The sequence below is a fragment of the Paenibacillus anseongensis genome, assembly GCF_009757995.1.
Lineage (GTDB): Bacteria > Bacillota > Bacilli > Paenibacillales > NBRC-103111 > Paenibacillus_E > Paenibacillus_E chondroitinus.
Genome location: NZ_WSEM01000033.1, coordinates 101,526 through 116,638, shown reverse-complemented (window position 1 = coordinate 116,638; position 15,113 = coordinate 101,526). Strand labels below are relative to the sequence as shown.

12 protein-coding genes are annotated in these 15,113 nt (G+C 48.8%); 2 read left to right on the top strand and 10 right to left on the bottom strand.

Annotated elements, in window-relative coordinates; genetic code table 11:
- The 10 genes from mutL to GON05_RS30645 form a co-directional block, all read right to left on the bottom strand.
- Positions 1-2,022, bottom strand: coding sequence for a DNA mismatch repair endonuclease MutL (gene mutL, locus GON05_RS30690; RefSeq protein ID WP_157324678.1), 2,022 nt, complete (start codon positions 2,020-2,022; stop codon positions 1-3).
- Positions 2,023-2,028: 6 nt separating this feature from the next.
- Entirely contained in the window at positions 2,029-3,468 is a 1,440-nt protein-coding gene (locus GON05_RS30685; RefSeq protein ID WP_246239590.1) for a S41 family peptidase, read from the bottom strand.
- Between the two features lie 50 nt (positions 3,469-3,518).
- Entirely contained in the window at positions 3,519-6,143 is a 2,625-nt protein-coding gene (gene mutS, locus GON05_RS30680) for a DNA mismatch repair protein MutS (protein ID WP_181646356.1), read from the bottom strand.
- 205 nt (positions 6,144-6,348) lie between these two features.
- Positions 6,349-7,818 carry a putative amidoligase domain-containing protein gene (locus tag GON05_RS30675; RefSeq protein WP_157324676.1) on the bottom strand — a complete coding sequence of 490 codons (1,470 nt, stop codon included), beginning with the start codon at positions 7,816-7,818 and terminating at the stop codon, positions 6,349-6,351.
- A 108-nt stretch (positions 7,819-7,926) separates the two neighbouring features.
- Positions 7,927-8,493, bottom strand: coding sequence for an outer spore coat protein CotE (gene cotE, locus GON05_RS30670; RefSeq protein ID WP_127451622.1), 567 nt, complete (start codon positions 8,491-8,493; stop codon positions 7,927-7,929).
- Positions 8,494-8,607: 114 nt separating this feature from the next.
- Entirely contained in the window at positions 8,608-9,567 is a 960-nt protein-coding gene (locus tag GON05_RS30665) for an aromatic acid exporter family protein (RefSeq protein WP_157324675.1), read from the bottom strand.
- Between the two features lie 69 nt (positions 9,568-9,636).
- A complete protein-coding gene (locus tag GON05_RS30660) occupies positions 9,637-10,476 on the bottom strand; it encodes an ABC transporter permease (protein ID WP_181646369.1) in 840 nt (279 codons plus the stop codon).
- The gene (locus GON05_RS30655) at positions 10,476-11,246 is read right to left on the bottom strand and encodes an ABC transporter ATP-binding protein (RefSeq protein WP_157324671.1); all 771 of its coding nucleotides are present in this window, start codon (positions 11,244-11,246) and stop codon (positions 10,476-10,478) included. Before GON05_RS30655 ends, GON05_RS30660 begins: the two co-directional genes overlap by 1 nt.
- Before the next feature lie 44 nt (positions 11,247-11,290).
- Complete coding sequence (locus GON05_RS30650; RefSeq protein WP_157324668.1) at positions 11,291-12,304, bottom strand: ABC transporter substrate-binding protein; 1,014 nt, start codon at positions 12,302-12,304, stop codon at positions 11,291-11,293.
- A 148-nt stretch (positions 12,305-12,452) separates the two neighbouring features.
- Positions 12,453-13,973 carry a carboxypeptidase M32 gene (locus GON05_RS30645; protein ID WP_157324667.1) on the bottom strand — a complete coding sequence of 507 codons (1,521 nt, stop codon included), beginning with the start codon at positions 13,971-13,973 and terminating at the stop codon, positions 12,453-12,455.
- Between the two features lie 154 nt (positions 13,974-14,127).
- On the opposite strand from GON05_RS30645, the gene GON05_RS30640 reads away from it, so the two are divergent.
- Together GON05_RS30640 and GON05_RS30635 are read left to right on the top strand one after the other, a co-directional pair.
- Positions 14,128-14,451, top strand: coding sequence for an iron-sulfur cluster biosynthesis family protein (locus GON05_RS30640; RefSeq protein WP_157324665.1), 324 nt, complete (start codon positions 14,128-14,130; stop codon positions 14,449-14,451).
- A gap of 50 nt (positions 14,452-14,501) precedes the next feature.
- Positions 14,502-15,071, top strand: coding sequence for a beta-class carbonic anhydrase (locus GON05_RS30635; protein WP_157324663.1), 570 nt, complete (start codon positions 14,502-14,504; stop codon positions 15,069-15,071).
- The last annotated feature ends 42 nt before the right edge of the window (positions 15,072-15,113 follow it).

The window sequence follows — 15,113 nt, the reverse complement described above, 5'->3', positions numbered from 1 at the left end:
TTACATCACTCGCTTAAACATTTTTTCCAGTTCATAGGTCGTAAAACTAACTATAATAGGTCGTCCGTGCGGACATGTATACGGATTTCGGCAGCCCGCAAGACGGTCAATAAGGGTCTCCATCTCTAAGACACTAAGCCCTTGATTCGCTTTAATGGAGGCTTTGCAGGAACACATAATCGCTGCTTTCTCCCTCAGTTTGGCGATATCAACCGCCTTCTTCTCGCTAAGCACCCATTCGCACATTTCTTCGACGATGCCTTTTTCTTCCCCTGACGGGAACCAATGAGGATGAGCGCGAACCAGGAACGTATTGCCGCCAAAAGCTTCCATAAACACGCCGGCTTGTTCAAAAAGAGACAATCGATCCGCGAGAATCCCAGCCTCTGAAGGCGTAAACTCCAGTGTTATCGGAACGAGCAGTTCTTGGCTTGCCTCAGCAGGATTGCCAAAACGCTCATAATAATATTCATAATTAATCCGCTCATGTGCAGCATGCTGATCAATTAAGTACAGACCATCGCCATTTTGTGCAATCAAATAGGTGCCATGCATTTGGCCGATAGGCTCTAAACTTGGAAAAGCCGGCAGCTTCGGCTGTTCGCTCTCTTCATTCGAAGGCAGCAAATCCATGAAGGCTTCATTCGTGCGGCGCTGCTGCTGAATCGAAACTTGTCTTGGATTTGCGGCTGCCGACGAATATGAGCTGGCCGCCTGCGTTGATGAAGTCCTACTGGAATAGGACGGACTCGGGTTGGCTGTATGTCTCTGAACCTCCGCAGGAGGAGACCATGATTTAGGTTCTGCCTTTCTTACCGGCAAATCAAATGCCGGCTTCGGCAGCTCAGGTTTGTAAGCCGTCACGCTCTCTTTGATTTGAATCCGCGGAGCATCCGTTTCCGTCGGAGTTTCCATTGCTTTTGCAACACTAGGATTCGGTGCTGCTAACGGTTCAATCGTTCGCGTGAGATCGAGCTGCTCCTGAATATAGGCGCCCTTCGGGGCTGACGGCTTGCTTCCCGTAGGAATCAGTACCTGACGGCCGAATAATCGTTTGACCTCCGCCTCGATTAGAGCGGTCAACTCCGCTTCTTTGCTGAAGCGGACCTCAAGCTTGGATGGATGCACATTCACATCCACCAGGGCAGGGTCCATCCCGATTTGCAGCACAGCAACCGGGAAGCGGTTGATCGGCAGCAGGGTATGATACCCCTGCAGCAGCGCTTGATTCAGCGCGAAATTGCGGACGTATCGGCCATTCACAATGGTCGATATGCCGCCGCGATTCGCGCGCGTCATTTCGGGCTTCGCAACGAAGCCCGTGATGGTGTAATCCAAGCTATCCACTTGGAGTGGAAGCATTTGCTTGCCGATGGCTGTGCCGTATATGCCGGCGATCACTTGAAGCAAATCGCCGTTGCCCAGCGTTTGCAGCAGCATATTGCCGTTGTGCTTCAGCGAAAAGGCAATGCCGGGGTGTGCTAGCGCTAAGCGGTACATATAGTCCGAAATATGGCCTAGCTCGGTTTGGATCGTTTTCATATATTTGAGGCGCGCAGGCGTGTTATAAAATAAATCTCTAACCGTCACTTCGGTCCCACGCGAAGCGGCTGTTTCTTCAACCGTCCGAATGGTGCCGCCTTCGATGGAGATTTTCCGCCCTAAACCATCATTTGTAGAGCTCGTCACACACTCCAGTCGGGAGACCGACGCGATACTTGGCAACGCCTCGCCGCGGAAACCCAATGTGCGAATCGAAAACAAATCTTTGCTTGTCGCAATTTTACTCGTCGCGTGCCGCTGAAAGGCTAATTCACAGTCTTCGAGCGCCATACCGGTCCCGTTATCGGACACGCGAATCAACTGCAGCCCACCCTCTTCGATGGTTACATCAATCCGTGTGCTCTCTGCATCGACCGAGTTCTCAACAAGCTCTTTGACGACGGAGGAAGGGCGTTCCACCACTTCCCCTGCGGCAATCTGGTTCGCGATATGTTCGCTTAAAAGCTGGATTTTACCCATAATACCTTAGTTCCCCTTTACAGCTCGGATGGAAACATGATCTCCTTGCTCTTTCACTTGCAATTGCGGGAAATATTGCGCAAACAAGTCAACATTCACATAGCTTGTACCATTTTCGATGATAAGCTTGTCATCCTCAACCGGAATGGCATGAGTCCCTTTGCTGTCGGAAATATCGACGGTATGGTTCGCTTCATTCCATGTAATAGTCGCACCAACTAAGGCTGCCAATCCACGAGAAGTCGCAAACAATTTGCCATTTTCATGGAAGTTTCCGAAACCGCTGCTAACTTCAACCCCATTGAATGTCACCAAATGATTGGAGATGTCAACTTGAACATCAGGGATGCCTGCTGTGTGCAAGGCTGTAATGAATTGAGCGGCTGGTCCATCTACCTTCACATCTGGCGTAATGCCGACTTTGTTCACTTTCCGTTTGTTCGGTGTCAGATACTCTTCAATCGTCACTTTCAATGCGCTGTCGTTATCTAGCTGATACAGCTGCTGTACGCTTCCTTTGCCATAAGTTTGCATACCGATTACTTTCGCAACATTATAATCCTGCAAAGCGCCTGACAACACTTCCGATGCGCTGGCACTATTCTCATTGGCTAAAATATAAACTGGAATCGATAGCTGGCTCCCGCCTTGAATCAATACGGGATCATCGACGCCATTGCGATCTCTCGTATGAATGAGCACGCCGTCTTTCACGAAATGCTTCGCAATGTTCTGTGCGGTGTCCACAAGCCCTCCGGGGTTATTGCGCACATCCAGAATCAACGATTTCAAACCTTTGGCCTGAAGCGCGGCAAGCTGTGTATCAAAATCCTCATCCGCATCGCTGGAGAAATCTGTAATTTGGATGTATCCTACCCCATTCGTAAAGCTGTGGCTGTACACTTCAGGGACGTTAACCCCTTTGCGCGTAAGCTCAACGGTCAATTCTTTCTCTCCGCGAGCCACCGTTATCTTTACTTTCGAGCCTTCCACACCGACGATTTTGTTGCGCACTTCATCGATGGACGTTGTCGAGGCAGGCACACCATCTACCGCACGGATGTAGTCATCCCGCTGCAAACCGGCGATTTCGGCAGCTGAACCTGCAAAAATTTCGGTTAAGTATACGCCTTTTTCGTCAATTCCAATGCGTGCACCCATACCAACATAATTATTTTCCAAAGAACTGGAGAACTGGCCAAACTCTTCTTTACTAAAGAAAACGGTGTAAGGATCTTTCAATCCATCGATCATTTGTTTAATACTTTGACCGGCTAAGGCTTCCTCCGTTACCCCGCTCACATGCATTTTCCCGATAATTTCTCTGACTTGCATGGTTTGCAAATCTTCTTGGGCTAATGCGGCGCTAGCAGGCAATACGGCCATTAAAGCAGAGACGAGAGCTAAAGTTACCTTCATTTTTTTCAATCTAGGTTGATTTTTCATGTGCGTCTCTCCTTGAGTTTTATAAAATGAATAGATGAATGCCATCCGTATTATTGCAGCTTTTGTTTCCATTCATAGACCAAATTCAGCGCCTGCAGTGGCGTCATATTGATTAAATCAATCCCTTTCAGCTGATCAATCACCAGCTGAGACTTGGTGTCCGGCTTCTTCTTGCCGGACACAGCCGCGGCGCTGTCCTCCTCGAAGAGGGACAGCTGCTGAATCGGGGCGGACGCAGGAACAACGTCCGCCACAGTGGCGGCGACCTGCGCAGAACCCGCCGCCCGCTCTTCAAAGCCATTCAGCAGCTCGTAGGAGCGCTGAATGATCGTATCCGGCAGCCCGGCGATTTCGGCACAATAGATGCCGTAACTCGTACTAGCTGCCCCAGGAATGAGCTTGCGCAGGAAGGTTACCTGCCTGCCGCTTTCCTTGACCGCCATGCAATGATTGCGCAGATGGCGGAGGCTTTCTTCCAGATGCGCAAGCTCATGGAAGTGGGTCGATACAAGCGTCTTGCAGCCGATACGGTCATGCAAGAACTCGATAACGGCCTGCGCAATCGCCATGCCTTCTCCTGTTGAAGTGCCGCGTCCGAGTTCATCAATGATGACAAGGCTCTTGCTTGTCGCTTTCTCCGTCATCACTTGGATGTCCATCATCTCGACCATGAACGTGCTCTGCCCGCCGATCAAGTCATCGGCCGCTCCGATTCTCGTGAAGATCCGGTCCGTGACCGGAATCCGCGCGGATCTTGCAGGCACGAAACACCCGATCTGCGCCATCAGGCAGATGACGGCGACTTGCCGCATGTATGTACTCTTACCGGCCATGTTCGGGCCGGTAATGAGCAGAATGCGACCCTGCTCATCTTCAAGGCGCGTATCGTTCGCGATGAACGAGCCGTCTTGGATGACCGCCTCTACGACAGGGTGGCGGCCTTCTTCAATCTGGAGATCGAAGCCTTCGCCGATCTCCGGCTTGCGGAAATGCTGCGCCGCGCTGACAGCGGCCAGCGATTGGTATACGTCGGCGGTCGCGATCACTTCCGCCAGCTTCTGCAATCTGGAAATATGCTGGGAAATCCGGTCGCGAAGCTCCGTGAACAGCTCATATTCCAGATCAATCATTTTATCCTGCGCTTCCAGAATCAGCGCTTCTTTCTCTTTCAACTCCGGCGTGACGTAACGTTCCGCATTCGCCAGTGTTTGTTTGCGTTCATAGCGGCCTTCTTGAAGCGCCGACATGTTCGCTTTGGTCACCTCGATGAAGTAACCGAACACTTTGTTGTAGCCGATCTTAAGCGATTTAATACCCGTTGCTTCGCGCTCCTGGCGCTCCAGCTCAGCAATCCACTGCTTCCCGTTGGTGCTTGCCTCACGCAGTTGATCCAGGTAAGGTTGATAGCCTTCACGGATCATTCCGCCATCCCGAATGGATACCGGAGGCTCATCGACAATCGCGTTGGAAATCCACGCCATCACGTCATCGCAGACATCCATGTTCTCAACAAGCTTACGCAGGGTTGCAGAACCGGATTGTGCGCAAACTTCCTGCAGCAAAGGCACCTGCTGCAAGGAATGCTTCAGAGCGACCATGTCCCGGGCATTTGCATTACCGTACGAAATGCGCGCTACGAGACGTTCCAAATCGTAGACTTCCTTCAACGCTTGCTTCACGTCATCACGTACGATGAGCTGATTGTAAAGCAAGTCAACAGCTTCCAGACGCTCTTCAATGCGCGAAACACTCATGAGCGGCTTCTCGATCCAGCGGCGCAGCATCCGTGCGCCCATTGCCGTTACGGTTTTGTCGAGCAGCCAAAGCAAGGAGCCCTTTTTCGCGCGTTCACGGACTGTTTCTACAAGTTCAAGATTTCTACGTGTGAATGGATCCATCGTCATGAATTGATCAGGTTCATAGACCCTAATATGTTTCACGTGCGTAAGGGCGCGTTTCTGGGTTTCTTTCAAATAAGCCAGCAGTAAAGCCACGCCGTTACGATTAAGTGCCGATAAACCGGAAAGCGCGGAATCTTCTGCAAAATGCTCGTCCAGCAGCTTCTCGTCCGACTGCGTCCATTCGGTTAATACCGTGCTCCGTCCCCAAGTGACACCGGACTCGCGAATTGTCGTTAATAAAGCCGCATCCGTAATAATCTCGGACGGGTTGTACACATTAAGCTCATCTACAACGAGCTCCCAGGAAGGAGCTAATTTCGTCGTATACAACTCGCCGGTTGAAATATCGCATGCCGTAAAGGCATACCCTGCTTCGCGGCTTACCAGAGAAACAATGTAATTGTTGCTGGATTCCCCTAACAGCTTGCTGTCCATGACCGTACCCGGTGTCACAATCCTCACAATTTCGCGACGAACAACGCCTTTGGCCTCAGCAGGATCTTCGACCTGTTCGCAAATCGCTACTTTGTAGCCCTTCTCGATCAAACGAGACATATAATTCTCAGCCGAGTGATGAGGCACGCCGCACATCGGAATTTTCTCGTCTGCGCCGCCTTCTCTTCCGGTTAAGGTGATTTCCAGCTCACGGGAAGCGTTGATGGCATCTTCAAAAAACATTTCATAAAAATCCCCCAGACGAAAAAACAAAAATGCATCCGGGACCTGCGCCTTCACGGCCAAGTATTGCTGAATCATCGGCGTATATTGGGCCACCTTGCGTTCCTCCAACCAATCACGTTATTCATTAATCAAACACTATGAAACTACTATTTTCCTTTTCATAGACAGGTAAAATATTAAAAAGCAGAAACCGCTAAAGGCCCGCTCGCCCGAAATCAGCCTGCCAATTGGACAGGGCACATTCGGATCTACGAGCCTCTAGCGTTAGCCAATCTTCCATCTTTGTATAGATAATCTATTATAACATGATTCCTTCTTCAATTGCTTCTTTACGGTTGTACGGAGCAATTTTCCAAGCTTTGCGAAAGTCTTCTCTCTCATCCCAAGGTTTCATGGATAAAACTCGCTTGCGGAAGCGGTCGAGAACGGCTGCGTGCACCTCATAACCCTTCAACTGCTCTAGATCCTGCCAAAGCTTGGCAACCACACTGTAAAGCCGCTGCTTATCACCGCTATAATAGGCCGCTTGAATGTCCAGATCCTGCAGCGGCTGCCTTGCAAGCAGCCAGTAATTATCCGCTATAAGCGCAGCGAGCGCGAAAACCCCGCGCGTAATCAAAGGCGAATGCATCCAGCTCGGCAGCGTGCGGTACTCGAAGCCTCCGTGCGACTTTTTGCGGAAGTCGCCGAGAAAGCCGTATCTGGGGCGACGCTGGCCCGTCGTGTCGCCTTCAATCAAGATCAAAGGCAGCGCGAGGTAGTTATCGAGCGCGCGCAGAAGATGGGCATTCAGCCAGCAGCGGCTGAAGTGGATATGTCCGCCGAGGGGGTAGCCCCCCACCGGCATGCCGCCCGAGAGCCACGCCAGGCTCTCGTCAGGGATGGACCGCGCGGCGAGCTGCATCGTAGACAGCAGGTTCCTCGCCAGCTCGCGCGGGTCTGCGCTGGGCTGCGGCCGCAGCTCCGCCAGCGGCAGGATCAGGCGTTGCCCGCTGAGCACGATGGCATCGCAGCCGACTTCGCCTTTTCGCGTCAGGAAGCGGTCGGCGAAGACGACTTCGCCTTGCGGGCTCAGGAGCAGGAACTCGGGATCTGTCCCGAGCATAACCCGCTCCTTGCGCAGCACTTCTTTAGATAGTGCGAGCTCATACCGGTCAATGGCCTGTGCGAACAACTGCGCCAGCTTGTCATTGAGTTTAGGTACCGGATCTACATCCAAAACAACGGTATGCCCGGAGGCCAGCACCCCGATTGTAACCAATCCATAATCCAATCCTAGGGCATAAATGGCTTTTACCGCCTCACGGCTTGCTCGGCGCACATGAAAGCTGGCTCGGTCCGGCTGGACTTCTATGTAGGCGGAGCTTGCGTTTGCTTGCCGCTGATTAAATAGCGTTTTCTCAGACAGCAGCAGCGTTTCTTTTTTCTCGTAAACAATAAGCGTTTGTAAGTGAAAGACAGCCACTTTATATTTGTGGGTGAACGTCAGCGGGGCATCCTTCATCAAACCGCGTTTCTTCAGTGACGCTAAGGTCTTCAACCCATGCATAGCCAGCTGCTCGTCACGCTTAGCGCTTGCCTTCGCTCTGAGAATCGCTCGAATTGGCTGCAGCGCCTGTTTCTGTGGCCATTCATCATGAGCGGCTCCCCAGTGTATAATGGTCCGTCCCTGCCAATTATCCGGAAGTTTCGTACCGCTCGGAATTTGAATAAGATCAGCCAGCTCCAGCGCTTCTTTCTCCTGTGCGTGCAGTAAAAATGATTCCATCGAGATTGCCCCTTCTCGTTAAGCCCAAATATGTCTATAAAACAAAAAAGAGGGCAAATGCCCTCTGCCGAACCTGCTACGCCAGCATACACTGGCGTATAGGGTTCATTAATCCAGATCATCTTCAAGAAGTTCGGCATCGAGATCCTCGAAATCTCCATCGCCGCTATCATCGAAGTCCACATGTTTGTCATCGAAATCTCCCGGACCATACGGGCTCACAATGACAAACACTTTCGTTTCGGCAGTGAGCTCGACTTGGAACTCGCGCTCAACCCGAATCACTACGCTGTCGCCGCTTGTAGCGATACTGGCTTCCACACAGTTTGGCTCTTGCGTTGCGACAGCGGATACTTCAGCTGTCGTTGGCTTATGTTTTTTGTCCAGATAGCTTAGACCGACGACTTCTACATAAGAAACGGTTTCTTTTGCTACGTCTGTTTTCGTGTTGCGATCGTAAGAATACCAGATGTTGATATCATAAGTACCAACTACCTCTACGCCCTCTCCAGATTGGATCGCCTCGAATTGGTTATTAATAATCCAAGCGCCCAATATACTGGTCGGAGAAAAGGGCGGAGTCACGGTATGACTTACATGTGAAAATTTGCGACCTTTACCGCAGACAGCTTTAGTAATGATCTCTCTGCTTTGCAAATCTTTATCTAATGACATCCTTTCAACCTCCTCCATACAATCATTCATTACAAGTGTATGCAGGACAGTAGTCTAGAGTGACAATTATTTTATATTATTTTTGCTGTTTAAAAATAGGAATATCTGTTAGAGTCAACCCGCCCCCGCGCGGTGTTTTTTTTGCTTTTTGGCAATCGATAAATAGATCTTCAGCTCTCTGTTTAGCTGTAAAATCGCGGATCGGACCTCGAATTCCTCGCGGCTTTCCGGCAGGCTCATCTGTTTATAACGGGCATCCAGCTCTTGCAATTCTTTCTCCGCTTCGCCTGTATAATAGTCTTCCTTCACAGATTGGCTAATATCTTCAAGAATCTTTGCGAGCAGTTCTCCTTGCGGTAAAGCCTGATACACCTGTGCGACCAGAACGAGCATCCGATTCACCGACTCCAGCTGCTCACCCCTCATATAGAAATAAACCCGCCAGTAGGGTTCTCCACCGAAAAGAAGCGTATTATCTAAGGAGCGTTTGGCAAGCGCGGCACCCAGATCAATTTGTTCACTGACCTCCAGCAGCTCCTTCCCATCCCAAACGATGGAATTATCCCGCAGATGCTTGGCCATATTCATAAAAATGATTGAAAATAAGTCCTCTACTCTTTTTTTCTGGTCCGCCATTGCTTTATCCGTCTTTGGCATATAAGCAATATTGATAAGTGTAGCAACGCCTAATCCGATAAGAAGTAGAATGATTTCGTTCCATATGGCTGCCCAGCTATCATCCTCATACGCATAAAGATGAAGCAAAACAACGGCTCCGGTCACGGCTCCCTCTGAAATCCGCATGCGATGCAGTACCGGGAATACGAACAAAATGAATAAAACGACGACCCAAATATGAAAACCCAAGAACCTGAATAACAGGCTGCCCATTAACAGTGCGAGCATAGAGGAAGCTATGCGGTGCAATGAGCTTTCTATTCCTTTTTTCTTCGTTACTTCTATTCCGAGAATAGCTAACAGCCCTGCGGCGGCCGGCGTTTTGATCCCGAATAGATGAGCAAGATACATCGCTACCCCCACCGCAATGGCCGTTTTGAGCACGCGAAAGCCCATAGCGTTTCACCTCTTTACTGGTTGTACTATGGGCTCCATTATTTCATTTTGATTACAAAGTGGCAAGTATTACCGATGTTTTGTCAATCTTTTTTCTAAATTGGATACGATCTGGTACATGAAAGTCGCTACAATCGCAATAACGAACAACGTTGAGATAACCAATGTAAAATTAAAAACTTGAAAGCCGTATATGATTAAATACCCGAGACCCATTTGAGAGACTAGAAATTCCCCTACAATGACACCGATCCACGCTAAGCCTACATTTACTTTCAAAGTCGAGACAATCGCAGGAAACGATGCGGGTAGAATAACTTTTTGGAATACTGTTCTCTTCGTACCCCCGAATAAGGACACTACTTTCACGTAATTCTGATCAACCTCTTTGAAGCTGCCATAAACAACAAGAGTAGTTATAATGACAGTAATCGAAAGGGTCGTCGCAATGATTGAGAGCAATCCTGGACCCAACCCAACGATAAAAAGAGGCCCTAATGCAACCTTCGGCATACTATTTAAAACGACGATATAAGGGTCAAGCACCCTGGAAAGAAACGGTGACCACCAAATGACGACAGCCAATGCAGTGCCGAATAATGTACCTAGCACAAAACCTATGATTGTCTCGACAACCGTGACACCCACATGAGGAAGCAGGCTCCCGTCCAGCAGTTTATCCCAGAGCAGCTTAAATACCTTCGTTGGGTAACTGAACAGGAGCACATCAATCCATTTTAATCGGGCCGCAACTTCCCACAGAGCAAAAAACACAAGTAAAATGATGAGTTGAACAAGCCTTACTTGCTTCGTTTCCCTCTTCTTTGCTTGAGCGAACCGCTCATGAACCTTTTTGGTAAGTGAATCTTCAGTTGCTATATGTTTAGCCGATTGGCGTTGATTCTCCATCATGCGTCATGCCCTCCAAACTCCTGCCAAATCAATCGAAAGAGTGCATGGAACCCTGGCAATTCTCTTGCTTCAAAAGGCACTGATGTGCGAATTTCATCCGGAATACGGAATTCTTGCCGTATACGCCCCGGGTTAGGGTCCAGGACAATAATGCGGTCGCTCATCGCAATGGCCTCAGAAATGTCATGCGTTACAAGGAGCGCTGTTTTCTTCTTGACTTGCAGCGTTTCCACCACCAAATCTTCCAGCTGAAGCTTCGTCTGGTAGTCGAGTGCAGAAAACGGTTCATCCAACAGCAGCAGCTCGGGCTCGGTAGCAAGTGTGCGGACCAAAGCGACTCGCTGGCGCATCCCCCCGGAAAGCTGAGAAGGATAATAATCCTTGAAGCTGTACAGCCCCATCTCTTCCAGCAAGTGAAGCACGTTTTGCTTCTTCTCTTTGGTCAAAACACCTGCAATCTCTAATCCCATGCAGGCATTATCTTCAATCGTCCGCCAAGGGAACAGATAATCCTGCTGCAGCATGTAACCGACCTTTGTTGATGGACCGTTCACTACGTTCCCAGCAACCGACACAGTGCCAACGGTCGGCCGAATCAGGCCGGCAATGATCGACAAGAGAGTCGTCTTCCCACAGCCGCTTGGACCGATGAGACTTACAAATTCGCCGCGCGCTACCGCAAAATCGATCCCCTGAACAGCAAGTGTCGCCCTCTCTTCGGTCACGTAAACTTGAGTTACATTTTGAACCGTCACAGCTGAATCCATGTTCGTACCCCCCTCTCGCCCTTCATTGCCTTCCCATGTTCTTCTTAAGGTTTTACAGTCGATTTGGCTTTCTCAGCAAATGTGTTGTTCACCAGCGTTTTCCAAGCCACTTTTTCCTTCAACTCACCTGCAGAAGTCATGACATCGAGCAAATTGTTCCATTCCTGCTCATCGACGATACCGTCTGTGGCAAACGAACCTTGATCTTTGTAACGTTTAACAACACTTTTTACGATTTCAACATCGATATCTTTAAAATAAGGCAAAACGGCATTCGTGATTTCATCTACACTTTTCGCCGCGACCCATAGCTGTGCACGTTGGATAGCATTCGTGAACTTTTGAACCGTACCCGGATTTTGCTTGATGAAGCTTTGTTTCGTCATGAATACCGTGTATGGCAGGTGACCGCTCTCGACGCCAAAGGAAGCCAGCACGAATCCTTTTCCTTCTTTCTCAACAATCGATGCCTGCGGTTCAAACAACTGAACATATTCCCCGGTTCCCGACGAATAAGCCGAAGCGATGTTCGCAAAATCGATGTTTTGAATCAGCTGCAGATCTTTCTGAGGGTCGATGTTGTGCTTCTTGAGCGTGAACTCCCCTGCCATCTGTGGCATTCCGCCTTTTCTTTGGCCGAGGAATACAGATCCCTTGAGTGAATTCCAATCAAATTGATCCACTTTCTTGCGAGCCACGAGGAAAGTCCCGTCCGTTTGCGTTAATTGTGCAAAATTAATAACAGGATCATCTGAACCTTGCTGCGACACATAAATGGACGTTTCCGAGCCAACCAACGCCACATCGATGGCATTAGAGAGCAAAGCCGTCATGGTTTTGTCGCCGCCAGGTGTTGTTGTAAGCTCTACATCAAGGCCTTCATCCTTGAAAAAGCCCTGTGACAGCGCCACATACTGTGGTGCATAAAATAAAGATCGCGTTACCTCACCAATGCGAACTTTGGTTGTTTCCGTGCTTTTCGTTCCGCAAGCCGAAACGATGCTGCTGAGCAGCAAGACCACGGATAAAGCCACTCCCCATTTTTTCCGAATCTTCATACGACGTCCCTCCGCTAAAGTAGTAATCTATCCTATGCAGGAGCCCAGAAGACGGTTAATGGCAACTTTTGGTTAAATTGTTTGTTGCAACACAAAAAACAGCATCCCAAGACAGTTGTCACTGCCGAAGGATGCTGCTCATATGGTTTTATATGCCGTAGACCGACTTATACTTTTCTTCCAAATACTGAACCAAATACTCAGGGTTCAACTCTTCGCCTGTTACTTGGCGAATAATTTCGTTTGGCGTCAGCAGTTTTCCATGCTTATATACTTTCTCTGTGAGCCATTCCTTAATCGGCGCCAGATTGCCTTCGGCGATCAAGCTTTCGAAAGCCGGCAGCTCTTTACGTAAGGTTTGGGTAAATTGTGCGGCATACATGTTGCCGAGCGCATAGGATGGGAAATACCCGAACGATCCCCCTGACCAGTGCACGTCTTGCAGCACGCCCTCGCCATCATTTGCCGGCGTTACGCCCAAATATTCTTCATATTTGGCATTCCAAGCCGCAGGCAGATCCGCCACCGCGATGGTTCCGTTAAACAGCCCTTTTTCCAGCTCATAACGAATCATGATATGTAAGTTGTACGTTAGTTCATCCGCTTCAATACGGATCAGCGATGGTTCAATGTGGTTAATCGCCTTATAAAACGTATCGACATCCACTTGATCGATCTGCGGAGAGAACGTCGTTTGCAGTTCACCATAGTATCTGTCCCAGAACGCTTTGCTGCGGCCAATCACATTTTCCCAGAAACGGGACTGTGACTCGTGAATGCCCATGGAGGTTCCGGTGCACAGGTTAGTGCCTACCAAATCGTCGGAAATGTTCTGCTCATACAGCGCATGTCCGCCTTCATGAATCGTTCCGAATAATGCGGAAGTGATATCGTTAGGCAAATAGCGCGTTGTAATCCGCACATCTCCTGGATTCAGCGCCGTCGCGAACGGATGCACCGTTTCGTCCAACCGGCCAGCTTCGAAATCGTACTGCATTTGCTTCAAAATCGATAGTGAAAACTGTTTCTGTTTGCTGATCTCAAATTGTTGATCCAGGAAAGAGCGATCCGGTTGATTCGGTGACGCCTGGATACGCTGCAGCAAGGGAACCGCTTTTTCGCGCAATGCTCCGAAAACCTCATCCAGCTTCTCAACCGTCATGCCAGGTTCATACATATCGAGGAGCGTGTTATATTTATGTCCTTCATATCCCCATAGTTCAATAAACTCTTGGGTTGTCGCCACAATTTTCTCCAAATACGGCTGGAACGAATCCCAATCGGAATTGTGCTTGGCATCTTCCCAAGCGGATTCAGCTTGCGATGTCAGCACGACATAGGCTTGATATTTCTCGGCAGGTATCTTTTTGGAGCGGTCATATTCTTTTTTACACTCTTCAACCATCTTTCTCGAAATGGCATCCAGCTGTTCAAGCTCAGCAGGCTGCGTGAAAAAAGCAACATATTCGCCCATTTCATCGGAAGTGGACATCCGGAATACTTCGGTGGAGAGCTCTCCGACTACTTCAGAGCGTGTTCCAATCCCTTTTTTCGGGGCGCCAGTCCGCATATCCCAATAAATTAGGGCGATGGCCTCCTCGTACTGCTTCATTTTACGAACATAGGCTTTAAACGATTCCAGCTTGGCTGTGGCAGTTTGCACACTCATGCTTCAAATCTCCTCCCATCAATTTCTATTTTCATCATACTTCGTCCCTTCCACAGAATCAAATTTATTGAACTTGTGTTAGAATAATGACTAGCCATTATTCTTAATGCGAGTTAAATTCATTGTCAAACAACATTGTGAGGAGATGACATCCATGAAAATTACATTTACTGATTCAGCAATTGAGCGATTAACCCCATATATGGGCCAAGGTGACGCCCAGTTGAAGCTCGTTTTTGATACAGAAGGATGCGGTTGTTCCGTTAACGGAGTGCCGACGCTCTGGCTGGTTTCCGAAGAAAGTCAGCAGGATTTAACTGCCGAAACCAATGCTTTTAAGCTGATCTACAACAGCAAGGATGAAATTTTTTATGAAATGAATATGAAAATTGACTTTTCTGAAGGAAATAAATCCTATATACTGAAGAGTAATAATCAGATTTACAATGCGGGTATGAGCTTGGTCGACAAAAGATAAAGCTGCATGGAACGTATAAGCAGCACAATAACTTGCCTGGAGGAGAAACCATGTCTTTGATTAGTGAAATTTTGAATTACAATGAACAATTTGTAGCGAAAGAGGAATACAAAGAATTTCTGACTACGAAGTTTCCAGACAAAAAAATGGTTGTTCTAACATGTATGGATGCGCGTTTAGTCGAACTATTGCCTAAGGCGATGAATTTGCACAACGGTGACGCCAAAATCATCAAAAATGCCGGAGCCATTGTCTCCCACCCATTTGGCAGTATTATGCGCAGTATCATTGTAGCTGTTTATGAGCTCGATGCAGATGAAGTATTCGTAATCGGCCATTACGATTGCGGGATGACGGGGCTGAATTCGGACAAGGTGATCGCAAGCGCCAAAAAACGCGGCATTTCCGACGATGTCATCACAACGCTCGGCCATTCCGGTATCGATTTGTCAAGCTGGTTGACAGGCTTTGACCATGCTCGGGAAGGGATCGAGAAAAGCGTAAATATTATTCGCAATCATCCGTTGCTTCCCAAAAACTTGCCGGTTCACGGGCTGATTATTGACCCGCAAACAGGAAGACTGGATTTAATCAAAGATGGCTATCAGGATGTTGAATAAGCACGATAATAAACCCTCACGGGAAACCGTGAGGGTTTTTGC